This is a genomic window from Flavobacterium sp. LM4, assembly GCF_002017935.1.
Taxonomy (GTDB): Bacteria; Bacteroidota; Bacteroidia; order Flavobacteriales; family Flavobacteriaceae; genus Flavobacterium; species Flavobacterium chungangense.
Genome location: NZ_MUFW01000001.1, coordinates 2,654,222 through 2,677,656, shown reverse-complemented (window position 1 = coordinate 2,677,656; position 23,435 = coordinate 2,654,222). Strand labels below are relative to the sequence as shown.

Sequence of the window (23,435 nt, the reverse complement as noted above, 5' to 3'; positions counted from 1 at the left end):
TTGTTTTTTTACCTCTTTTCATAAATTTAAAATCCGGGTTCAAAAATTAACTTTTAAATACAACAAGATCCGCGAAATGATGCTTGTCAATTTAGTACTTTTGTTTTTCTTTTTATAAATTAAATTCTCTTATGAAATTATTATACTCCTATATAATCAAACACAAAATGCTTTTGTTTTTTGCTTTGATTATGGCTACCATAAACATTTGTTTCAGTTTATCAGACTCTATTATTACCGGTAAATTAATGCAGGACTGCGGTGTTGGACTGGCAAAATACAAAGGAAATGAAATGGAGTTTATTAAATCATTATCATTCTGGCTGGGACTTTCACTTGGAGCAGCCATGATTTCAAGAATTACTAAAAACTTTCAGGATTATTTCACCAACGTCGTCATTCAGCGAACGGGGGCTCAAATGTATACAGACGGAATTAAAAAATCTCTCGATTTGCCTTATGCCGAATTTGAAGACCAGCGAAGCGGTGAAACTTTAAGCAAACTGACCAAAGTACGTTCTGATTCTGAAAAACTAATTACACTTTCTATTTCTCTTATTTTTCAGACTATCATTGGCTTCATTTTCGTAATAATTTACGTTGCACGAATTGATTTCCGAATTTCACTTATTTTTTTAATTACAGCTCCAATTATTGCTTTGGTGAGTTCTTATCTGGGTAAGAAGATTAAAATTGTTTCGAAAAAAATCGTTAATCAGACAAACGCATTGGCGGGTTCAACAACCGAAAGTTTAAGAAATATTGAATTGGTAAAAAGTCTTGGATTAACCTATCAGGAAGAAAAACGTCTGAACTTAAATACCTTTAAAATTTTACATCTCGAATTAGAAAAAGTCCGCTACATTCGAAGTTTAAGTTTTATTCAGGGAACAACTGTTCACTTTTTAAGAACCTGTGTTGTTTTTACCTTGTATTATTTTTTATTTGGTGGAAAAATCATTGTAGGTGATTTATTGACCATGGTCTTTTTTACTTTTTTTATTTTTGGTCCATTACAGGAATTAGGGAATTTTATTATTGTGGTCAACGAGACGAAAGTTTCAATGGAAAATTTCAAAACTTTATTGAGTGCTCCAAAAGAATTTCGCCCTAAAAATCCAAAACATGTGGGCGCAATTCAGTCTTTATTGTTCTCGAATGTAAGTTTCCAACACAAGACAGCAAAATTTAAAGCGGTTGAAAATATCAATTTCGAAATCAAACAAGGCCAGACAGTCGCCTTTGTTGGTCCTTCAGGTTCTGGCAAAACAACTTTGGTTAAATTACTGGTTGGATTGTATATACCTGCAGAAGGTGAGGTTTTATATAATGATATTGATTCTGCAGAAATTGATTTATTGGATCTAAGAAAACAATTAGGTTTTGTAACTCAGGATGCCCAATTATTCTCCGGAACAATTCGTGAAAATTTATTATTTGTAAAACCAAACGCCACAGACGAGGACTTATATGATGCCCTAAAGAGAGCCAGCTGTGAAAAATTGCTGAAACGTGCCGAAGATGGGTTAAATACCACAATTGGCGAAGGCGGAATTAAAGTTTCTGGTGGCGAAAAACAACGTTTGTCTATTGCCAGAGCTATTTTAAGAAATCCAAATTTATTAATTTTTGATGAAGCTACTTCTGCTTTAGATTCGATTACCGAAGAAGAAATCAATGCAACTATTAGAAACATATCAGACCAAAACAGAATCACGGTTTTAATTGCACATCGCTTATCAACAGTTATGCACGCTGATCGAATTTTTGTATTAGAACAAGGCAAAATAATTGAGCAAGGTAAACATGATGACTTAATTGCTGAAAAAGGTTTGTATTACGCTATGTGGCGTCAGCAGATTGGGGAACGTAAATAATTTTTTATCGCGCAAAGACGCAGAGTCGCAAAATTTTTGACTTTGTTGTTTCAATATTTTTTTATTGTATAACTAAAGATTGTTAACAATTCTTGTAATACCAAACTTAATCAAAGGCACGTTAAAATTTATCAGCAAACCTAATTTAATATTTGTAATTTTTAAATAGGTCATAATTTGTTTCGCATGAACCTCTGTAATTTTTTATATTGACTTTATTTCTAAAATTAATTTATTTTCAACTATTAAATCAGTTCGAAAACCAATATCTAGTTTTAATTCATCCCAAATAACGGGTATTACTTTTTGCCTTTCTACAAATAATCCTTTTTTAGTTAGCTCATAAAATAGAATTGCTTCATAAACTGACTCTAACAAACCTGGTCCAAGTTTGACATGCATTTTATAACAAATATCAACTACAATAGCTGAAATTTCATTTTCGGTCATCTTAAAATAATTAAAGTATAAACTTACAAAAATTAATTTTATAAAAATAAAAAGTCGCAAAGCTTAAAAAACTTTGCGACTCTGCGTCTTTGCGCGAAATAAAACTTTACTTCACAAACTCAGTCGCCTTAGCTAAAGCCTCAGCAATTCCGGAAGCATTTTTACCTTTTCCGGAAGCGAAGAAAGGCTGTCCTCCTCCATTTCCGTCAATATATTTTCCTAATTCTTTGATAACTGCATTTGCATTTAAGCCTTTACTTCCAACTAATTCTTTAGCGATATAACAGTGAATATTTGGTAAACCATCTTCTACAGAAGCTAAAAACACAAACGAATCTGGTTTTGAACTTCCTAAAGCCGAAGCTAAATCTTTTGTAGAAGCCATACTTAAATTTACTTGTTTAGCAAGGAAATTTACGCCATTTACTTCCTGGAAATCTTTCTCTAATTCCGCTTTTAATGAACCTACTTTTTCTTTCAATAATTGCTCAACTTGTTTTTTCAGTTTTGCATTATCATCCTGAAGAGAAGCAACCGATTTTAAAATATCCTGCGGATTTTTTAGCGTTTCTTTTATCTCTGCCAAAGTATTTTCCTGGTTTAGGTAGAAGTTTTTCACAGCATCACCTGTAATGGCTTCAATACGACGAATTCCAGCCGCAACAGCACCTTCAGAAATAATCTTGAAATGCCAGATCTCTGCTGTATTTTTTACATGAATACCTCCGCATAATTCTTTACTGTCGCCAAACTCAATCATACGAACATTGTCTCCGTATTTTTCGCCAAACAAAGCCATTGCGCCTTTATCTAATGCTTCCTGAATTGGAATATTTCTGTGTTCAACTAATTGTAACTGTGCTTCAATCTGAGCATTTACAGAAGCTTCAACCTGCTTGATTTCTTCATCAGAAACTTTACTGAAATGCGAAAAGTCAAAACGTAAATAATTTGGATTTACCAACGAACCTTTTTGCTCTACATGTGTTCCTAAAATGCTTCTCAAAGCCAAATGCATCAAGTGCGTAGCCGAGTGATTTTTTGATGTTGATGTTCTTAAATCAGTATTTGCTTTTGCTACAAAACCTGCCTCTACATTTTCCGGAAGCTGTTTTGCAAAATGCAAAATCAGGTTGTTTTCTTTCTTCGTATCGATAATTTCGATTGTTTCGTTTGCAGAAACAAGCGTTCCTTTATCACCAACTTGTCCTCCTCCTTCTGGATAAAATGGCGTATTGTCTAAAACGATTTGGTACAAAATACCATCTTTTTTAGAATCTACTTTTCTGATACGAGTGATTTTTACATCGTTTTCGGTTTTATCATAACCAACAAATGTTTCTACATTTCCCGGAATCAAAACATTCCAGTCTTCTGTTGAAACTTCAGAAGCTGCACGAGAACGTGTTTTTTGTTTTTGTAATTCAACTTCAAACTCTTCTTCGTTATAAGAGAAACCTTTTTCTTTTAGAATTAAGGCTGTCAAATCTTTTGGGAAACCAAATGTATCGTATAATTCGAAAACCTTAGCGCCGGAAACTTCTTTTCCTTTAGTTTCTGAAACCACATTTTCTAACAATTGTAATCCTTGATCAAGAGTTCTTAAGAAAGAAGCTTCTTCCTCACGAATTACATTGGTAACTAATTGTTGCTGCGATTTAATTTCAGGGAAAAACTCTCCCATTTGATTTGCCAGAACTTCTACCAATTTATTGATAAATGGTTCTTTGGTATTTAAGAATGTAAATCCGTAACGAATTGCACGACGCAAAATTCTACGAATTACATAACCTGCACCTGTATTCGATGGCAACTGTCCGTCTGCAATTGCAAAGGCAACCGCACGAACGTGATCTACCACAACACGAATCGCAATGTTGGTTTTATTTTGTTCTTCACTGATGTTTTTTACTTCATCAGATGTATATTTTAAACCTGTAATTTGTTCTATTTTCTCAATAAGCGGCGTAAAAACATCGGTATCATAATTTGATGTTTTTCCTTGCAGTGCCATACACAAACGCTCAAATCCCATTCCTGTATCAACGTGCTGTGCAGGAAGTTTTTCTAATGATCCATCAGCTTTACGGTTGAATTCCATAAATACATTATTCCAGATTTCAACTACTTGCGGGTGATCATTGTTTACAAGGCTTTTTCCTGTAACCAATGCTTTTTCAGATTCCGGACGTAAATCAACGTGAATTTCAGAACAAGGTCCGCATGGTCCTTGGTCACCCATTTCCCAGAAATTGTCTTTTTTATTTCCAAGAATAATTCGGTCCTCATCAATTAGAGTTCTCCAGATATCCCAGGCTTCCTGATCAAACGGAACGTTATCTTCTTTACTTCCTTCAAAAACAGATACGTAAAGATTTTCTTTTGGGATTTTATATACTTCTGTCAAAAGCTGCCATGCCCAGTTGATTGCTTCTTTTTTGAAATAATCTCCAAAAGACCAGTTTCCAAGCATCTCAAACATAGTATGGTGATAGGTATCAAAACCTACATCTTCAAGATCATTATGTTTTCCTGAAACACGAAGACATTTTTGCGTATCGGCTATTCTCGGACTTTTTGGTGTTCCGTTTCCTAAAAAATATTCTTTAAACTGGGCCATTCCCGAGTTATTGAACATAAGAGTTGGATCGTCCTTGAGAACGATTGGAGCAGAAGGAACAATTAAGTGTCCGTTGTTTTTAAAAAAGTCTAGAAATTGCTTACGTACGTCTTGTGATTTCATATTTATAATGAGATAATTTGAAAATGTATCAATGATAATTAATCAATCTGAAAATGTGATAATTAGATAATTTTAAGTAGAAACTTAAAGTTCAAAACAATAAAATTCACTCTAAATACATTATCAAATTATCAAATTGATATATTATCTAATTGCTTTAATTATTAAAAAAAGCGTCGAACAACTGAAACATTTATTAAATTTGTTCGACTAACTTTTTTAATAAGCTGCAAAAATAGGGTATTTTAAAATATGGCGAAAGTAAAATATTATTACGACTCAGAAAATCTGGCTTATACGAAAATAAAAACAAAAAAGAGAATCAAAATTGGTTATGCATTGCTGTTTTTACTGGCTTCAGCATTATTTGGTTTTTTAGTTTTTGTCCTTTTAATCAATACACCATATTTTGAAACTCCAAAAGATCGTTTACAGGCACGTGAAATTGAGAATTTAAAATTACAATATGCCATTTTAAACAAAAGAATGGATGAAATTGATGATGTAACTGAGGCTTTAGAAGATCGTGACAATAATATTTACAGGGTTTATTTTAATAAGGCAGAGATCCCGGATTCTATTAGAAAATCCGGATTTAAAGACATTAAAAGATATAAAGATTTAGAAGGATATAATAATTCGCAATTAGTACTCAGCACAACCAAACGAATTGATCAACTCTCGAAAGAATTGGCAATTCAATCAAAGTCATTGGATGACATTTTGAAAATCGCGAGTACAAAAAAGAATTTATTGGCGGCAATTCCTGCCATTCAGCCAGTCCGAAACGAAAATTTAAAACGAATGGCTTCCGGTTTTGGATACAGAATTGATCCTTTCACAAAAGTGCGAAAAATGCATAATGGCATGGATTTCACAGCCAATACGGGATCTCCTGTTTATGCTACCGGAGATGGAGTTATTGCCAGAGCTGACAACTCGGCATCAGGTTTTGGAAACCATGTAGTCATCAGGCATGGTTTTGGATACGAAAGTTTGTATGCGCATTTAAGCAAATACAATTGCAGACCGGGACAACATGTTAAACGTGGAGATGTTATAGGATATGTAGGAAGCACCGGAAGATCTGAAGGCCCACATTGTCATTATGAAGTGCATAAAGACGGAAAAGTCGTGAATCCGCTGAATTTTTATTACGGAAATATTTCTGCTGTAGAATATGTTGCGATTTCACATTTGGCCAATCAGGAAAACCAGTCATTAGATTAATACTGCGAAAAGTAGTAATTTTGAATAAATTTGAATAAACAGAAAAATAAAATCATGCATATTGAGCTTTCTAAAGATAAAAGATATTACAGCATTGGTGAAGTAGCCAGGGCTTTTAATGTCAATGCATCTTTGATACGTTTTTGGGACAGCGAATTTGATATCCTGAAACCAAAAAAGAATGCCAAAGGCAACCGAATGTTTACTCCTGAAGATATTACGAATTTACAATTGATTTATCATTTGGTTAAAGAGCGTGGTTTTACACTTGAAGGCGCCAAAACACATTTGAAAGAAGGACAAAAGAAAACATTAGATAAATTCGAAATAATACGTAAATTAGAAACCATAAAAACACAGTTAATAGATATTAAAAACGAATTGTAATTAAAATAAATTTAAAAATAAACTTTAAAATAAAACAGACATGAGAAAATGGTTAATCCCCGTAGGAATTATTGTTGTACTAATTGCTATCATTGCGTTTTGGTCAATTGGAATTAAAAACACTGGTTTAAAATACAATCAAGCGGTTAACAAAGAATGGGGAAATGTTGAAACAGCTTACCAAAGACGTAATGACCTTATCCCAAATTTAGTAAAAACAGTAAAAGCCACTGCTGACTTTGAAAAAGGAACTTTAACTGCGGTAATAGAAGCTCGTGCAAAAGCTACTTCGGTAACAATCGATCCAAGTAACGTTACCCCTGAACAACTAGAACAATTCAATCAGGCACAGAGTGGAGTATCTTCATCATTATCAAGATTATTGGTTACAGTTGAAAAATATCCTGAATTAAAAGCTACAGAAAGTTTCCAAAAATTACAAGATGAATTACCAAGTACAGAAAACCAGATTTTAACAGCTAGAACCCGTTTTAACGAAGCTGTTCAAGAATATAACGGATATGTATTATCTATACCAAACAAATGGTTTTTAGGTGAATATAAAGAAAAACCATATTTTAAATCAGTAGTTGGTGCAGATAAACCAGTTGATATAGATTTTAATAAATAATTAATTTTTACAAATTTTTAGAATGTACTTAAATCTAAAATCAATAATCTAAACTCTAAAATATTTCTCATGTCAAAAGTAGAAGATTTTTTATCCAAAGAAGATGAACAGGCAATAGTGGAAGCTATTTGTTTGGCTGAAAAAAATACTTCCGGCGAAATTAGAGTACATATAGAAAAAACAACTTCTAAAGTTCCTTTTGACAGGGCTTTAGAAGTTTTTCATGAATTACGGATGGATGAAACTAAATTGCAAAATGGCGTACTGTTTTATTTTGCAGTTGAAGACAAAAACTTTGTTATCTGCGGAGATAAAGGAATTAATGATCTGGTAGCCGATGATTTTTGGAATTGTACCAAAGACGTTATGACAAACCATTTCAAATCAGGAAAATTTAAGCAGGGAATTGTTGATGGCATTCTGAATGCCGGAGAACAACTGAAAAAATATTTCCCATCTCAGGAAAATGACACGAACGAATTATCAAACGAAATCTCAAAAGGTTAAACAATGAAATTTTCCAAAAACAAAATATTAAATTCCAACGGAGTTTTTCAGTTTATCCTATTGTCAATTGCATTTTTTACTTCTACAGGGATTTTTGCTCAGTTTACCATTCCTGAAAAGCCAAGTCTTCAAACCTCTGTTTATGATTATGCCAACATTTTAAGTGCTTCTGAAAAAACACAGTTAGAAGAAAAACTAATTCGTTATTCAGATTCTACTACAACACAAATAGTAGTTATTACGATTGAAAGTTTAAAAGGAGAAGATGTAAGTCAGCTGGCTACTAAATGGGGACAAACATGGGGAATAGGAGGAACTAAGCAAGACGATAATGGTGTTATTATTTTATTAGCAAAAAACGAAAAGAAAATCGCTATCAATCCCGGATATGGTCTGGAAGATCGTTTAACAGCAGGTATTGGCGGAACTATAATTCGAAATATAATTATCCCTGAATTTAAAGCAGGCAGTTTTTATAACGGTCTTGACAAAGGTACTGATGCTATAATTGATGTTTTTAAAGGAAAATTTAAGGGTGAACGCAAACAAAGTAAAGGAAAAGATTTTCCTGTATTGCCTTTTATCATAATTGTGGTAATTGTATTAATTTTACTTGCACGAAATAAAAGAGGCGGTGGAGGAAATTCAGGGAATAATAGTGGCGGAGGACCTAGCCTGATGGATGTCATTCTTCTAAGTAGTCTTGGCAGAAGCAGTGGAGGCGGATTTGGAGGCTTTGGCGGTGGATCATCCGGAGGTGGCGTAGGTTTCGGCGGTGGATTTGGCGGAGGCGGATTCTCTGGTGGAGGTTCAAGCGGAGGCTGGTAATTTTTTTCAAATATCGGTTCAAGTTTTGGTTTCAGTTTAATTTTATGCTGATTTAGCTTAAATTTGCCATTCATAATTATTTACAATTTTAATTTATAACCAATCATAGATGTTATCACATAAAGCAAAATACGCCCTTAAAGCCCTACTTTATTTAGCAGAACAAGACGAAAATCACATTTCTAAAACAATAGAGATTGCTGATGGCGGCAATATTCCTAAAAAGTTTTTAGAGCAGATTTTATTAGATCTGAAACGAGGACGTTTTGTGAGCAGTAAGCAGGGAAAATTTGGCGGATATTATCTGATAAAATCTAAAAACGACATTACTTTAGCTGAAATTCATCGTTTATTTGATGGCGCCATTGCACTTTTACCATGTGCTTCTTTGAATTTTTACGAGCCTTGTTCAGATTGTAAAACCGAGGAAGAATGCAGCCTGCGCCATGGTTTAATGATCATTCGTGATGAAACTTTAAAGGCTATGCAGAACATTACAATCGCTTCACTAATAAAAAAATAAAAAAATATTTTAAAACCCTACTAAACTGATAGATTTTATATATATTTGCAAAAAATAATTAACAAATCATTTACAAATTTTAAACCGATGAAAGTAAAATTAAGTAAGTCTTATGTCTCAAATCTTTTGCAAAAAAGTAATACTAAAAATTTCACTGCAGTGAAAAACAATTCTTCTATGATGTGTATGTGCTGGTAAAAAAAATTTAATTTAAATTCTACTAATCACATATACATAATATAAAATGAAAAATTCTATAAAAAATATATTTACAATACTATCTATTTTAGCCTTCTCGGTTTCATTCGCACAAAATATTGAAGGTACCATTACAGATTCACAAAAAGCACCTTTAGAAGCAGCCAATGTTGTGGTAAAAGGGACTACAATAAGCACTATAACTGATTCCAGCGGACATTTTAGCCTGGACACAAAAAGCAAAAAACTACCTTTAACTATACTGGTACAATATGTTGGATATAAAACTACCGAAATTGAAATAACCACTTTACCAGCCCCACTTTTACAAATTGCCTTAAAAGAAGAAAACGAACTTATTGAAGTTGTAGTGTCATCAAGACGACGAATAGAAAAAGTTCAGGATATTCCAATTGCAGTATCAGTAGTAACTGGAAAACAAGCTGAGCAAGCTGGAGCTTTTAACGTAAATCGTATAAAAGAATTGGTTCCATCTGTACAATTATATTCATCAAACCCAAGAAATACCGGAATAAATATTCGTGGTCTGGGTTCTCCTTATGGCCTTACTAACGATGGTATTGATCCTGGTGTTGGTTTCTATGTTGACGGTGTTTATTATGCCCGTCCGGCAGCTACAACTTTAGATTTTGTAGATGTAGAACGAATTGAAGTTTTGCGTGGACCACAAGGATCACTTTTTGGTAAAAACACTACTTCAGGAGCTTTTAACATTGCAACTCGTAAACCAAGTTTCACATCAGGTGCTGATTTAGAAGTAAGTTACGGGAACTATGCCTTCCTTCAGGCTAAAGCTTCTGTTACAGGTGCTTTAAGCAAAAAAATTGCAGGACGCCTTTCTTTTTCAGGTACACAACGCGATGGTCTGATTGACAATACTGCAACAGGAAGAGCTACAAACACCCTAAACAATCAGGGAATTAGAGGGCAGTTACTTTATACTCCGTCAGAAAATACCAATATTATATTAGCTGCAGATATCACTACACAACGTCCTGACGGATATGCACAAGTAATTGCAGGCGTTGCACCAACCAAAAGAGCTGCTTACCGTCAGTTTGATGCTATTATAACAGACTTAAATTATCAATTACCAAGCAGAAACGCATTTGACCGTAAAATTGACCAGGATACCCCTTGGAGATCCGGACAAGATATGGGAGGTATATCTTTTAACGTTGATACCAAAATTGGTGGCGGAACTTTGACTTCGACAACCGCATGGCGTTTCTGGAACTGGGATCCATCAAATGACAGGGATTTTACAGGCTTACAGGTTTTGGCAAAATCACAAAACCCAACGAGACAAACCCAAATTACACAGGAAGTTCGATATGCGGGTCAGTTAACATCTAAGATTAGCGGTGTAGCTGGTGTATTCTTTATTGATCAGACATCACAAACAAACGGTACAGAAGAATCAGGGAGTGCACAATGGAGATTTTCTCAAAGCACAACAAGTAATTTATGGAAAACCCCAGGTCTTTTTGAAGGTTATGGAATTAAAACTGATGCAAGAATCAGAGCATCGAGTGCGGCAGTATTTGGACAGTTAGACTGGGCAATAACAGATCGCCTGCATGTATTACCTGGTGTACGATATAACTTTGATAAAAAAGAAGCAAACTATAAGCGTACCACATACGGAGGTCTTCAGACAACCGACCCTGCATTAATTGCCCTGAAAAAATTAGTATATACAGATCAGGCTTTCGATTCAAGTACAGACGATACCGATTTTTCAGGAAATTTAACTTTAATATATAAATTTAGCGATAAAATCAATGCTTATGCTACTTACGCAAAAAGCTACAAACCGGTTGGTGTAAATGTTGCAGGACTTCCAACTCCTCCAGCAGATAAAACACTTGCTGATCTTGCAGTAATTAAGCCTGAGGATGTAAATCATTATGAACTAGGTGTAAAAACTTCCCCGTTTAGAAATTCTATATTGAACCTGACATTATTTAATACGGAAATTAAAGATTTTCAAACAAACGTTCAGGCTGCAGAGTTAGGAGTAAATCGTGGATACCTTGCTAATGCTGATAAAGTACGTGTAAGAGGTGCCGAATTAGATGCCAGTTTTGTAATTAACAGCCACTTTAGCATTAACGCTGCCGGAACTTATACTGAAGGTCAATATGTTAAATTTACAAATGCACCACTACCATTAGAAGATACTGGTCTTGTTATTGACGGAAAAGCTGTAAACTATAAAGATGTTTCCGGATCTGATTTACCAGGTGTTTCAAAATGGGCTGGAAGCTTAGGAGGTGAATATACTAAAAATGCAAGATTCTTCGGAAATGCAGGGAAATTTTTCATAGCTCTTGATAGCTATGCCAGATCAGAATTCTCATCAAGCCCTTCAGCTTCAAAATATTTAATCGTTCCTGGTTATGCTATTTTTAATGCCCGTTTAGGTTTCCGTGCGACAGATGGTTTATCTATTAACTTCTGGGGACGCAATATTCTAAACAAGGATTATTACGAGCAATTATTGCCAGCAGGTGGAAATGCCGGACACTATGCTGCCGTGTTAGGAGACCAAAGAACCTATGGTATTACTCTAAAATATTCGCTATAATAATAAAAATAAAGTTAGTTTTGCTAAACGAGATGCATTTTCATAAGTGCATCTCGTTTTTTTTTACCAAGATTGAAATCACAAAATACAATTTAAAACAATTTTTATTCTGCTAAAATCATCTCTCATTTGTATATATTCGCGGCTTGAATTTATACAACATTGATGAAGTTTTTCAGATTCTTTCTTTTTTTGGCTTTTTTAGGTCAATTTTCTTTAGCTCAGAGCAAAAAAAATATCGAACAACAAACTTTAACCTGGGTTCGATACTACACTATTTTGCCAATAACTGAAAAATGGTCACTACATTCTGAATTTGATAATCGCAGCTTTGTAAATCCTGTTCACGAAAATTTATGGGTCTTGAGAATTCAGGGAAGATATCGCACTACGAAAACTATTGATTTAGGAGGGGGATTTGCCTATTTTAGTGTAAATACCCAAACTCCTCAAACCGATCCTGATTTTACAATTCCAGAATATCGGGGTCAACAGGATATCACTCTTATCAACGATATTGCAAAGATTACTTTTCATAACCGTTTTCAGCTTGAAGAACGATTTATACAAAAAGCGGGTAAAACAGAATTATTAAACGATTTTTCTTTCTCCTTTCGATTCAGATATCGTTTACAATCAACTTTTACACTTTGGGAAAAAGAAAAAAGAAGCTTAAAAGGAACTATTTCTGATGAAATTTTATTGAATCACGGAAAAGACAATAAAAAAAACACCTTTGACCAAAACAGAATTTACGGTGCTTTGCGCTATCATTTTAACCCGAATATTGGTTTGGAATTAGGTTATTTAAAAAGCTTTCAAAGAAGAGCAAGCGGTGTAGATTTTTATGATCGTGACATTATTCGTTTTACTCTTTATCATAAAATCGATAGAAAAATAAAATCATAAAAGAATTCAATTTTATAAATTAATTTGAAACAGCCGCTAAACAACAAACTCAAGCTAAACTTGAGTCTGTTTAATAATATCTTTTGGCTCTATCTTCAACCTTAAAAAATCTAATCTCAGAATTTAAAAAACTTAATCCTCTCTTTCTCTTCCACCTCGGTCACCCCTATCGCCACCACCTTGTCCTCGTTCACCTCCTCTTCTTTTTGATCCTTTTTCTGCTGCAAAATTTCCAATTTTATAAGCTATGGAAAACATCGCATAACGCTTTAAAACGGTGCTTTCTTCATCGCGTACTGAAGTTGCCGAAATGGTTCTGCCAGCGCTTTGATTTTGATTTAAAACATCATAAACTTTGATTTTAGCATATAATGTTTTATTCAAAAATCCGTATGACAAACTTGTATTCCACAGGTAAAAATCTTTTTTGAAATTATCAGAAAGATTCGAATTATAGGTATATCCAAAATCATTTCCAAAAATTAAATTTGCCGGCCAGTATGTTGTGGTTTGTAAACCGGCTCTGTGCACGACATTTGAAGTTGAATTTGCAGAAGTGTTTTCATAATTCGTCTGATTGTATGAAAATCCGTAAGATGGTGAAATAGTAAGCAACTCACCGTATTCGTAAGTTAAATAAACTTTTGGAGAAATTACAGCTGATTTAGCATTATAAAAAGTCTTATTTGTAAACCCTTTATCAAAAGAATATTTACCGTTTAAGCCTACACCATATCGCAGCGTATGGGCGTCTTTTTTTATGGATTGACTCCAATTTCCACCGGCCGTGGCACTATAAGTTCCTGAAATATTGATATAAGTTGTAGTTCTTTTTCCTGTCTCGTCATCAAAATCAGAAATTGATACAACATCATTATTGAAATAATCACCCCTTATAAATAAACTATATCCGGAACGCGTACGGAAATCAAAATTCTTAAAATCAAAATTTACACTATTTTTCTCAATCGGATCCAAATTTGGATTTCCGGTAACAGTATTTAATGAATTATTTAAATCCTCCACAGGCATCAATTGACTTGCCGATGGAAGTGCGTTTGAATAATCATATTTAAAAGTAAAAAACTTAGACCTGCTGAATTTATATCGCAACTGCATATTTCCAAAAGACAGAGCATATCTTTTTTCTAAGTCTGTTGCCTTGTTCTCATATAACGAATGGTTATCAAAATCAACAATAGCCGTTCTAGTATTCAGGTTGAAAGTAAATTTATTTTTTTTCAAAGTAAGTCCTACTTTTGGACTTATCATATTTCGTTTCGAACTTATGTAATTACTTACTGAATCAACCAAAGTTCCCGGAGACAAATCATTATCAAAAGTTTTTAAATCGTTTGATGTGTTTTGCCAATCAAAATCGGTACCGAATCTTATTCGCAAAGAATCTGTAATAGGTTCTGTATATTCAAGATCCAGAGAATAGGAATCTGAGATATTTCGACCTTTTGTTTTTTGTAATCTCCTATCTTCTTCTACACCATCCTGCTTATACAAAAAAGTTTTAGAATCTACTATCCCATCAGAATCCGTCCCTGAATTATTATTAGTAAAAACAAGGCTGACGTTTCTGGCTTTTTTTTCAAAAGCCTTATTAAAATTGATTGTATTTGAGAAATTGGTTGACATATTTTCTCTATATGGATCTGATGTACTTGTATTTAAAATTCTTCCATTTTCATCTGTAGTCTCATTCCTGGAATTTGAACTCCCATTAGAACGTGTCTGACTTACATTAGGCGTAATAACAAGACGCGTTGTTGGATTAATTTTATATTCTAATTCAAAATTTGCTTTATTTCCCGTACTCTCATTTCTGGTTTTCGAACTCGATGTTGTATAATTATTACCGGAAGGCAAAATACTGATTTCATTAACTGTACTTTCGTTTTTATTAATTTTATTATCAAAATTGTAACTACCTGTTGCGCTTAAATATTTACTCCAGTCATCAGAATAGTTAACTCCTAACAAATTAGAATGTGTGATTCCTTTTCCTCCAGTATTACCACTTCCCTGACTGTTTCTTCCTCCTCCCATATTATCAAATACTTCATCCTGCGCAAAACCGGTCGAATTGATATTATTAGAAGATCCCAGAATACTGATCTTCTGTTTATTATTGAAGAAATTCATGATCAGGCTGCTTTCATAACGATCATCAGAACCATATCCTCCCAGGATTTTTCCAAAGTAGCCTTTGTTTTTCTTTTCATCGATAGTCAGGTTGATACTGGAATAGTCCGATGTAGATTCTTGTTTGGATAGTTCTTCTTTTTTGGTTTTAAAATCAGAAACCTGAACTTTTTGTATAATTTCAGCAGGCAAATTTTTCAGCGCGATGGCTCCATCCCTGTCAAAAAAAGGTTTCCCGTTGACCAACAACTGATTGACTTCTCTTCCGTTGACGGTCATTTTACCTGCTTCATCAATATCAAAGCCCGGTAATTGTTTTAATAAAGTTTCTACGTTTGCATCAGGCCGAACTTTATATGAGGCGGCATTGTATTCTAAAGTATCCTGCTTCATTCGGATCGGCGGGGCTTCACTTTTAACAATCACTTCATTCAAAGCATTTACATTTTCGAGCAAATATAATTTGCCAAAATCCTTACTTTCTAAAAGTCCTTTTTGCTCTTCTGTATACGTTTGATATCCTAAATAATTTATTTTAAGAAAAACAGACTGATCAAGTTTTTTTGTATTTAACCTAAAAAAACCATTTTTATCTGTTGTAGTATAGTCAATAACAGTAGAATCTTTGATTGTCGTAAAATAAACTGTAGCCAGTTCAACCGGCAATTGTGTATTAATATCAACAACAGTTCCTTTGAGAACTATGTCGTTTTGAGCGTTAGCCGAATAAACAAAAATAAAAAACAGTAAAAAGTAATATAATCTGGACATAAAAAAGGTTAGTTAGAACAATAAGACTAAAGAAAAAACGAAAGGTTTAATTGTGAATTTTACGTTTATTTCAAATAGAAAACCATTTCGTTCTAACAATTTATTAATCAAATAAAAAAAGACATAAAAAAATCCCCAACTTGTGGGGATATTGTGTTTTACTTTTCTCTGATGTAAATATCAATCGGAACTCCTGCGAAATCCCAATTTTCTCTAATCTTATTTTCTAAATAACGCTTATACGGTTCTTTAACGTATTGTGGCATATTGGCAAAAAACACAAATTGAGGTGTTAAGGTTGGCAATTGCATACAATATTTAATTTTGACATACTTTCCTTTAGTTGCCGGCGGCGGATATGCTTCAATCACTTTCAACATATATTCATTGAATTTAGACGTTGGAATTCTTTGTTTTCTGTTTTCAAAAACCTGAACCGTAGCTTCCAATGCTTTCAATAAACGTTGTTTTGTCAAAGCCGAAACGAACAAAATTGGCACATCAGTAAAAGGCATTAATTCTTTTTTGATTTTCTCTTCGTAATCACGTGTAGACATGGTATCTTTTTCTACCAAATCCCATTTGTTTACCAAAATAACAACCCCTTTACGGTTTTTCTCTGCCAGCCAGAAAATACTCTGATCCTGACCTTCAAATCCGCGGGTTGCATCGATAACCAATATACAAATATCTGCATGCTCAATTGCTCTAACAGAACGCATTACAGAATAAAATTCTAAATCTTCTTTCACTTTTGCTTTACGACGGATTCCCGCAGTATCAACAAGATTGAATTCAAAACCAAAACGGTCAAATTTGGTATCAATTGCATCACGTGTAGTTCCTGCAATATCGGTTACCATAAAACGATCCTGACCAATTAATGCATTGATAAAACTTGATTTACCTGCATTTGGGCGTCCCACTACAGCAAAACGAGGCAAAACAACTTCTTCCTGAACTGGCTCCGGTTTTACCGGAAAAGATTCGATCAAAGCATCTAATAAATCTCCCGTTCCACTTCCTGAAATACTCGCAAACGTAAAATATTCACCTAAACCAAGGTTATAAAATTCCACAGCATCTTTTTCACGCATGGCGTTATCAACCTTATTCACAGCCAATAAAACAGGCTTAGTGACTTTACGCAATAATCGCGCAACAACATCATCCATTGGAGTAATACCCTCTTCAACATCTACCACAAAAATAATAACATCGGCTTCGTCGATAGCAAGTTCAACTTGTTTACGGATTTCGCCTTCAAATACGTCATCACTTCCGCGAACGTATCCTCCGGTATCAATGACAGAAAACTCTTTTCCGTTCCACTCGCTTTTACCATAGTTTCTATCACGGGTAACCCCAGATACTGAATCTACAATAGCTTCTCTTCTTTGTATCAGCCTATTAAACAGGGTCGATTTCCCTACGTTAGGTCTTCCTACTATCGCAACAATGTTATTCATTTTTTTGAATTTTAGATTCCAGACTCACAATTTCAGATTTTGTTTTTAACTAAATCTCAGTAAATTATAAATCCAAAATACCTTATTTAAATTTTTTGCAAAGGTAGTTAAAAAAAGTTGCTAATTGCTATCCCGATAGCTATTGGGACTAAGTACCTAAGATTTTTATATTATTTTAGGAGCTATTCCTGCTATTCGTTCCAATCTTTTGTTCTGCTAAAAAGCTCCACAAAAGGATTTCCACTGCTATCAGGGCTAGGGCATTCCGGTTTAATAGAATGTTTTTCTTTAAAACTTTATTTTTTTCTCAACCAGCCCAGCAATCTGCTACTTTCGATTTTATATTTTCCTTCCTGATTTTTTACACCAAAAACTTCTCTGGAACTGCCAAATGGCCCTGGATTTTGCTGAATAATCTCTATTTCATTTTCAGAAACTTTAGAAATTATCGCAACATGCCCGAATCTGTTTAAAAGCGATCCTGAAAAAATTACCAAATCTCCAATTTCAGACTTTGCTTTACCTGGATTTGCATATTGAATCAAACCTCTGTTTGGGTTTAAATCGCCATCCTTTATTTTTGAATCAAAAAAATCTTTTGCGTGACCGTACGCATCTGGCATTTTATGATTGTAATGTTCGTAATAATATCGCTTTACGAATTCGACACATTGATATTTTAAGCCTAAATTGTAATTGTCTTTTGTAACATTTCTTTCCAGAACATTATCTACTCCTCCATTATAATAAACTTTTACGCCATTTAAACTATCGAGTGACTGTCCTATTTTATAATCAGAGTTTAAGTTTATTTTCTTTACAACTTTTATTCCCGCATATGTTAAAACTAAAACTGAAATAATCAGAAGCGTAATTTTTTTAATTTTCATTAATCCTTTAATAATTTAATTACACTTAGCATAAATATATTGCGGTCTTGCCCCCATTCTGTATGAACTAAAAACACCTTTATTTGATAATTTTAAAGTAAATCCCTCATCTTCTTCACCTAAATTAAAAAATTTAATATCCCTAATTTTGATTTTTGCTGAAATAACATTTACAGGACCTATTTTATAATTACTAAACGGGTAAGGATGATCACCAAAATCCCAGTATGTAATTTCTTTTTTATCAAAGTCTACATATGCTTTGTTCGCTACGTCACAAAATCTTCTATTATTTGATAAAAACGTTTCAACTTGCTCTTCTGTATCTATTGGTACAAACTCATTTTCCTGATCTATATATAACACGTCATCTACAGAATCCTGAGTAATACCCACCAAATATTTATTATTTTTATAAATACTAAAATATAATGTCAGGACCCTGCTTTTATCTAAAGACATTACATCGGCTCTGTAATTGCATAATTTTTCAAGCTGTCGAAATGGCTTTTTCTCTTCATCTGACCGATTACTATACGTATCGTCAAAATCATCAAGACTGAATTTATTTTGATATTTCACATAATAAAAGCCTGTCTTTTCAAACTCTCCATCTCCCAGATATTTAGGGAATTTTCCAAATTCTACATTATCATAGATTCTAAAATCGAAACATTCAATCCAATCATCAATTCCATCAGAAAAGCTTAAAATAGGATAATATCCATCTCTAACAAATATTGCCAATCCATTAGTTTTATCTATGAACTTATTGATATTGGCAGCTTTATTAGTACTGAATTGTTGTATGAATTCGCTTAAAAACAATTTCACTTCCTCATCAGAACAATCCTTTGTATCAAAAGCAACTGCTTCCTTTTTTTCAATCAACTCTGTTTTTTTGATAACAGGTTTAGCTGAAACCGTTTTTTCTTTTGAACTGAAAAAGTAATTTATACCCAAAATCAATATAAGCCCACAGCATATTGGTATTGAATACTTCGTCGAAACCTGCATAAATTACTATTTTGATGTTTTGGAAAATTATTGATTATACCCAAATCGTTTCAGCATATTGGCATTGCTTCTCCAGTTTTTGTTTACTTTCACTACCAATTCAATATGTATTTGTTTTCCAAAGAATTTCTCTAAATCAGCTCGGGCATCGGTTCCTACTTTTTTAAGAGCAGCTCCTTTATGTCCAATAATAATTCCTTTTTGAGTTTCACGTTCTACCATAATAATAGAGCGAATTCTAATGATTTTTTCGTCTTCAAAAAATTCTTCGGTTACGATTTCAACTGCGTACGGAATCTCCTTACTGTAATTCAGCAGGATTTTTTCACGAATGGTTTCATTTACGAAAAAACGTTCCGGTTTATCTGTCAATTGATCTTTTGGGTAATAAGCTGGAGATTCCGGTAGTAATTCTATTATTCTTCCGAAAACTTCCGGAACATTAAAATTCTGCAAAGCCGAAATTGGAAAAATCTCTGCATTTGGTACTTTTTCTTTCCAAAAAGCAACCTGAGTTTCTAATTGTTCCTGATTTGAGTTGTCAATTTTATTCAATAATAATAAAACCGGAATTTTAGCGTGGATAATTTTATTAAAGAAAGCTTCATCTTTTAGATCCTGCTCACCAATTTCGACCATATAGATTAAAATATCAGCATCTTCAAAAGCCGACTTCACGAAATTCATCATTGATTCCTGCATTTCATAAGCTGGCTTAATGATTCCGGGTGTATCAGACAAAACCAACTGAAAGTCTTCTCCGTTTACAATTCCTAAAATTCTATGACGTGTAGTTTGTGCTTTTGATGTTATGATTGATAATCGTTCTCCAACGAAGGCATTCATCAAGGTTGATTTACCAACATTTGGATTTCCGATGATGTTTACGAATCCTGCTTTATGTGACATTTGTGTATTATTTTAAGGTGCAAAGGTAGTCATATCAACTCAATACAGAAAATAAAACATTTTTTAAAGTTTTCGTTGGATTTCTCAAAAAACGGCGTATATTTGCACCCGAAACATCGCGGGATAGAGCAGTAGGCAGCTCGTCGGGCTCATAACCCGAAGGTCACAGGTTCGAGTCCTGTTCCCGCTACTACTTGGGACAAAGAAGAAATTTTCTTCTTTGTCCCTTTTTTATATCCCCCATTCTAACAAGTTTATTAACTCTACATCCGCCAGCTTATAATAAAAAGAAAAGCAGCCTTCGCAGGCTACTTTTTTAATAATAATTATTAATAACTAAATCAATATTTCCTAAATACTCTAGGTATAATTTATATCTCTTAACTACATACTAATAATGATGAATTCGCTACGTCTGTTTAACTGATGTTGTTTTTCTGTACATTTTACCCCATCAGCACATTTATTTACTAATTGGGTTTCTCCGTATCCTTTTGCTGTTAATCTACTGGCATCAATTCCTTTTTTTAACAGCCAGTTTTTTGTTGATTGTGCTCTTTTTTCAGATAAAATCTGATTATTTAAGGCTGACTGACGGCTATCTGTATGCGAACGAATATCAAGTTTCATGGTTGGATATTGATTTAAAACATCAACAAGTTTCTTCAATTGAGGCTCTGATACTTTTTTGATTGTCGCCTTACCTAAATCAAAAAAGTTCATTGGCAAATGCAGTAATTTTGCTAAATCTATTCCTTCTTTTACAGCTTCCGGTTTTATTAGCGTAACAGGTATTTTTTTTGTTTCAATTTGTTTCGCTACAATTGGTACAAATACTTTTTCCAACAAAATCTTTAAAGTAGTATTTCCTGTTCTTTTATTGATTGTTACTGAAACAGTCTTTGTTTCGTAACCATTTTTTGAAATTCTTATCGAATATTTTTTACCACAATTCACTTTAGGAAACCTGTAATTGCCTTTTTCATCTGAAGAAACTGTTTCTACAAAATTGGAATTTTCGTCGAATAACATAAGAGATGCATTGGCCAATATTTCGTTTGTTTCAGCATCAGTAACAGTCCCTGCCAAATCTTGTTCGCAGACCAGTCTTTTGGTTTCAGTGAATCGATAAATATCATCTAAACCATTCCCATTTTCTCTATTTGACGTAAAGAAGCCACTTCTGCTTTTACTATTAATTACAAAAGCAAAATCATCTTGTTTACTGTTTACCGGCTTTCCAACATTTTGAACTTCTTCAAAGCTCGAATCTGAATTTATTTTGGAAACAAATATATCAAGACCACCTAAACCCGGTCTTCCGTCAGTGGCAAAATACAATTCGTTATCTCCTGAAATAAAAGGAAAAGTTTCTCTTCCTTCTGTATTTATTTCACTTCCTAAATTTTCAGGCTTCCCAAATGTTCCGTCTTCATTTATACTTACTTTAAACAAGTCCGACTGCCCAAACGTTCCAGGCATATCTGATGCAAAATACAATGTTTTTTCATCCGGGCTTAAAGCAGCATGCGCTACACTATATTGGTCACTATTAAAAGGAAGTTCTGTAATATTCTGCCATTGATCCTCAATTAACGTTGCTTTATAAAGTTTTAAGAGTGTTACTTTCTTTTCGTCATTTCGTCTTTTACCATCTAAATAATTATTTCTGGTAAAATACATTGTTTTCCCATCCTGAGTAAAAACAGGTGTCGATTCATTAAACTTTGAGTTAATATTCTTTTGAAAACGCTCTGGAGTACCAACACTTCCGTCAGGCATTAAAGCTGCTGAATATAAATTTGTAAAAGATTTATTCGTCCATTTGAACGTTTTTTTTGCAACTCCACCTGTATCACGAGCCGAAGCAAAAACTAATTTATCATTTAGAATCGTAGTGCCATAATCTGATAAAGCTGAATTTATTCCGGCATCAGCAATTTCAAAACGGTTCGAATTGGCTTTTATCTCTTCTAAATAATTTTTATTAATATCAAATAATATTCCGCGTTTATCAGTGTTTATCTTTTTATTGAACTCGGTTAATATTTCGTCTGCTTTTTTATAATTCCCTGCTGCCTTAAGACATTGGGCATAGCGATAAAGATATTCAGGTTCTTGTTCTGCATTCAAATCAAAAAGCTGATCGTACCATTTTACAGCTTTAGTCAATTCTGCATTAAAATAATAGGCATTGCCTAATCGCTGAAATATCTTTTCATCTTTATATCCTTTTTCTGCAGCTTTTTCATATACCTCAATAGCATCTACAAACTGGTATCTATCGTATTTTTTATCAGCATCAGCCGTTTCATTTTTTTGTCCAATTGCTGTCAAAACCATCATAAAGAACAAAGCTGTATAACTTATTTTTTTAATTTTCATAGCAATTGAATATTAGAAGAATCTTGGTGAAGTAATACTTCTGTAACTGTTAAACAAATCAAATCGAAGGAAAACCTCGTGTGAACCTGAATTAAATTTTTGCAACCTTGTAGTTTCATGGTCGTATCCATACCCAATATATAACCCTTCTGTAACCTGAAAACCTGCCATCGCACTTAATGAAGCACTCCAGCGATATCCAACTCCTACAACAAATTTATCGTTAAACATAAAATTTCCGGAAACATCTACTTGTAATGGCGCTCCCTGAACCAGTTTGGTCAATAATGCTGGTTTAAATTTGATATATTCCAAATCATCCAAATTAAACACATAGCCCGCTATAAAATAGTAATTTATCTTTTCTTTAAAAATAGCGACATCATCATTATTATAACGATTGGTTTCGATAAAATTAGGGACAGAGAAACCTAAATAAGCTTTATCAGAATGCCAGTAAATCCCCGCTCCTATGTTTGGAGAAAATTTCCCGTCCATATTTTGAAATTGAGGATCTCCCTGATCTTTTGCATCTAATTTGTTCACATCAAGATTAAATAAATTAGCCGTGGCTTTAATTCCAAATGAAAGTTTAAAAGTATCTGAAGTAGGAATTGTATAAGACAAATCGGTAGAAACAGTAGTTTCATTCGTTGGTCCGATTCTGTCATTTACAATAGAGACTCCTAATCCTAAACTTTCACGATTTAAGGGTGTATTCACAGATAGTGTATTAGTGGTCGGTGCACCATCAAGTCCAACCCATTGGGAACGATGCAATCCAAAAATACTCAAGACACCACGCGAACCAGCATAAGCAGGATTTACATTGATCGTATTGTACATATATTGTGTATACTGTGAATCTTGCTGAGCAAAACTCAAAGCAGAAAAAAACATAAAAACTAAAACTAATTTTTTCATTTTATCATTTTTATCAAATGAC

At 33.6% G+C, this 23,435-nt stretch carries 17 protein-coding genes, 1 tRNA gene and 1 pseudogene; 10 read left to right on the top strand and 9 right to left on the bottom strand.

The genetic code is table 11. The annotated features are described in order from the left end of the window. The first annotated feature begins 131 nt into the window (after nucleotides 1-131). On the top strand, nucleotides 132-1,877 hold the full coding sequence (locus tag BXU10_RS11940) for an ABC transporter ATP-binding protein (protein ID WP_078227509.1): 1,746 nt from the start codon (nucleotides 132-134) through the stop codon (nucleotides 1,875-1,877). 72 nt (nucleotides 1,878-1,949) lie between these two features. On the opposite strand, the pseudogene BXU10_RS11935 reads toward BXU10_RS11940, so the two are convergent. Then, a pseudogene (locus tag BXU10_RS11935) lies at nucleotides 1,950-2,327 on the bottom strand (GxxExxY protein). 106 nt (nucleotides 2,328-2,433) lie between these two features. After that, nucleotides 2,434-5,070: an alanine--tRNA ligase gene (alaS, locus tag BXU10_RS11930; RefSeq protein WP_078227508.1), complete on the bottom strand. Its 2,637-nt coding sequence runs from the start codon at nucleotides 5,068-5,070 to the stop codon at nucleotides 2,434-2,436. A 252-nt stretch (nucleotides 5,071-5,322) separates the two neighbouring features. On the opposite strand from alaS, the gene BXU10_RS11925 reads away from it, so the two are divergent. The 8 genes from BXU10_RS11925 (at nucleotide 5,323) to BXU10_RS11890 (ending at nucleotide 12,894) form a co-directional block, all read left to right on the top strand. Further along, a complete protein-coding gene (locus tag BXU10_RS11925; RefSeq protein WP_078227507.1) occupies nucleotides 5,323-6,300 on the top strand; it encodes a M23 family metallopeptidase in 978 nt (325 codons plus the stop codon). Nucleotides 6,301-6,354: 54 nt separating this feature from the next. After that, a complete protein-coding gene (locus BXU10_RS11920) occupies nucleotides 6,355-6,687 on the top strand; it encodes a MerR family transcriptional regulator (protein ID WP_078227506.1) in 333 nt (110 codons plus the stop codon). A 40-nt stretch (nucleotides 6,688-6,727) separates the two neighbouring features. After that, the gene (locus tag BXU10_RS11915; protein WP_078227505.1) at nucleotides 6,728-7,318 is read left to right on the top strand and encodes a LemA family protein; all 591 of its coding nucleotides are present in this window, start codon (nucleotides 6,728-6,730) and stop codon (nucleotides 7,316-7,318) included. Nucleotides 7,319-7,387: 69 nt separating this feature from the next. Then, nucleotides 7,388-7,825, top strand: coding sequence for a TPM domain-containing protein (locus tag BXU10_RS11910; protein WP_078227504.1), 438 nt, complete (start codon nucleotides 7,388-7,390; stop codon nucleotides 7,823-7,825). A gap of 3 nt (nucleotides 7,826-7,828) precedes the next feature. Further along, on the top strand, nucleotides 7,829-8,653 hold the full coding sequence (locus BXU10_RS11905; protein WP_078227503.1) for a YgcG family protein: 825 nt from the start codon (nucleotides 7,829-7,831) through the stop codon (nucleotides 8,651-8,653). Between the two features lie 109 nt (nucleotides 8,654-8,762). Next, nucleotides 8,763-9,176, top strand: coding sequence for an Rrf2 family transcriptional regulator (locus BXU10_RS11900; RefSeq protein ID WP_078227502.1), 414 nt, complete (start codon nucleotides 8,763-8,765; stop codon nucleotides 9,174-9,176). Between the two features lie 244 nt (nucleotides 9,177-9,420). Then, the gene (locus tag BXU10_RS11895) at nucleotides 9,421-11,985 is read left to right on the top strand and encodes a TonB-dependent receptor (RefSeq protein WP_078227501.1); all 2,565 of its coding nucleotides are present in this window, start codon (nucleotides 9,421-9,423) and stop codon (nucleotides 11,983-11,985) included. A gap of 165 nt (nucleotides 11,986-12,150) precedes the next feature. Then, the gene (locus BXU10_RS11890; RefSeq protein ID WP_078227500.1) at nucleotides 12,151-12,894 is read left to right on the top strand and encodes a DUF2490 domain-containing protein; all 744 of its coding nucleotides are present in this window, start codon (nucleotides 12,151-12,153) and stop codon (nucleotides 12,892-12,894) included. A gap of 132 nt (nucleotides 12,895-13,026) precedes the next feature. Here the strand turns inward: BXU10_RS11890 and BXU10_RS11885 are convergent, their stop codons facing one another. From BXU10_RS11885 to era, 5 genes are all read right to left on the bottom strand, one after another. After that, a complete protein-coding gene (locus BXU10_RS11885) occupies nucleotides 13,027-15,819 on the bottom strand; it encodes an outer membrane beta-barrel protein (protein WP_078227499.1) in 2,793 nt (930 codons plus the stop codon). 158 nt (nucleotides 15,820-15,977) lie between these two features. Next, nucleotides 15,978-17,288, bottom strand: a complete 1,311-nt coding sequence (der, locus tag BXU10_RS11880; RefSeq protein ID WP_078227498.1) for a ribosome biogenesis GTPase Der — start codon at nucleotides 17,286-17,288, stop codon at nucleotides 15,978-15,980. Nucleotides 17,289-17,584: 296 nt separating this feature from the next. Further along, nucleotides 17,585-18,178 (bottom strand): CHAP domain-containing protein, encoded by a 594-nt coding sequence (locus BXU10_RS11875; protein WP_078227497.1) that lies wholly within the window; start codon nucleotides 18,176-18,178, stop codon nucleotides 17,585-17,587. A 15-nt stretch (nucleotides 18,179-18,193) separates the two neighbouring features. Beyond that, a complete protein-coding gene (locus tag BXU10_RS11870) occupies nucleotides 18,194-19,195 on the bottom strand; it encodes a hypothetical protein (RefSeq protein ID WP_078227496.1) in 1,002 nt (333 codons plus the stop codon). Between the two features lie 27 nt (nucleotides 19,196-19,222). Then, complete coding sequence (gene era, locus BXU10_RS11865; protein ID WP_078227495.1) at nucleotides 19,223-20,104, bottom strand: GTPase Era; 882 nt, start codon at nucleotides 20,102-20,104, stop codon at nucleotides 19,223-19,225. A gap of 117 nt (nucleotides 20,105-20,221) precedes the next feature. Between era and BXU10_RS11860 the strand changes: the two genes are divergently transcribed. Next, nucleotides 20,222-20,294, top strand: a tRNA-Met gene (locus tag BXU10_RS11860). Between the two features lie 194 nt (nucleotides 20,295-20,488). Here BXU10_RS11860 and BXU10_RS11855 read toward each other — a convergent pair. Together BXU10_RS11855 and BXU10_RS11850 are read right to left on the bottom strand one after the other, a co-directional pair. Continuing rightward, nucleotides 20,489-22,489, bottom strand: a complete 2,001-nt coding sequence (locus BXU10_RS11855) for an OmpA family protein (protein ID WP_078227494.1) — start codon at nucleotides 22,487-22,489, stop codon at nucleotides 20,489-20,491. A 12-nt stretch (nucleotides 22,490-22,501) separates the two neighbouring features. Then, nucleotides 22,502-23,413 carry a type IX secretion system membrane protein PorP/SprF gene (locus BXU10_RS11850; protein WP_078227493.1) on the bottom strand — a complete coding sequence of 304 codons (912 nt, stop codon included), beginning with the start codon at nucleotides 23,411-23,413 and terminating at the stop codon, nucleotides 22,502-22,504. Nucleotides 23,414-23,435: the final 22 nt, after the last annotated feature.

Excerpts from the sequence above, each read along its gene's own strand:
- BXU10_RS11940 (WP_078227509.1), top strand. The coding sequence starts at position 132 with ATGAAATTATTATACTCCTATATAATCAAACACAAAATGCTTTTGTTT.
- alaS (WP_078227508.1), bottom strand. The coding sequence starts at position 5,070 with ATGAAATCACAAGACGTACGTAAGCAATTTCTAGACTTTTTTAAAAAC.
- BXU10_RS11925 (WP_078227507.1), top strand. The coding sequence starts at position 5,323 with ATGGCGAAAGTAAAATATTATTACGACTCAGAAAATCTGGCTTATACG.
- BXU10_RS11920 (WP_078227506.1), top strand. The coding sequence starts at position 6,355 with ATGCATATTGAGCTTTCTAAAGATAAAAGATATTACAGCATTGGTGAA.
- BXU10_RS11915 (WP_078227505.1), top strand. The coding sequence starts at position 6,728 with ATGAGAAAATGGTTAATCCCCGTAGGAATTATTGTTGTACTAATTGCT.
- BXU10_RS11910 (WP_078227504.1), top strand. The coding sequence starts at position 7,388 with ATGTCAAAAGTAGAAGATTTTTTATCCAAAGAAGATGAACAGGCAATA.
- BXU10_RS11905 (WP_078227503.1), top strand. The coding sequence starts at position 7,829 with ATGAAATTTTCCAAAAACAAAATATTAAATTCCAACGGAGTTTTTCAG.
- BXU10_RS11900 (WP_078227502.1), top strand. The coding sequence starts at position 8,763 with ATGTTATCACATAAAGCAAAATACGCCCTTAAAGCCCTACTTTATTTA.
- BXU10_RS11895 (WP_078227501.1), top strand. The coding sequence starts at position 9,421 with ATGAAAAATTCTATAAAAAATATATTTACAATACTATCTATTTTAGCC.
- BXU10_RS11890 (WP_078227500.1), top strand. The coding sequence starts at position 12,151 with ATGAAGTTTTTCAGATTCTTTCTTTTTTTGGCTTTTTTAGGTCAATTT.
- BXU10_RS11885 (WP_078227499.1), bottom strand. The coding sequence starts at position 15,819 with ATGTCCAGATTATATTACTTTTTACTGTTTTTTATTTTTGTTTATTCG.
- der (WP_078227498.1), bottom strand. The coding sequence starts at position 17,288 with ATGAATAACATTGTTGCGATAGTAGGAAGACCTAACGTAGGGAAATCG.
- BXU10_RS11875 (WP_078227497.1), bottom strand. The coding sequence starts at position 18,178 with ATGAAAATTAAAAAAATTACGCTTCTGATTATTTCAGTTTTAGTTTTA.
- BXU10_RS11870 (WP_078227496.1), bottom strand. The coding sequence starts at position 19,195 with ATGCAGGTTTCGACGAAGTATTCAATACCAATATGCTGTGGGCTTATA.
- era (WP_078227495.1), bottom strand. The coding sequence starts at position 20,104 with ATGTCACATAAAGCAGGATTCGTAAACATCATCGGAAATCCAAATGTT.
- BXU10_RS11855 (WP_078227494.1), bottom strand. The coding sequence starts at position 22,489 with ATGAAAATTAAAAAAATAAGTTATACAGCTTTGTTCTTTATGATGGTT.
- BXU10_RS11850 (WP_078227493.1), bottom strand. The coding sequence starts at position 23,413 with ATGAAAAAATTAGTTTTAGTTTTTATGTTTTTTTCTGCTTTGAGTTTT.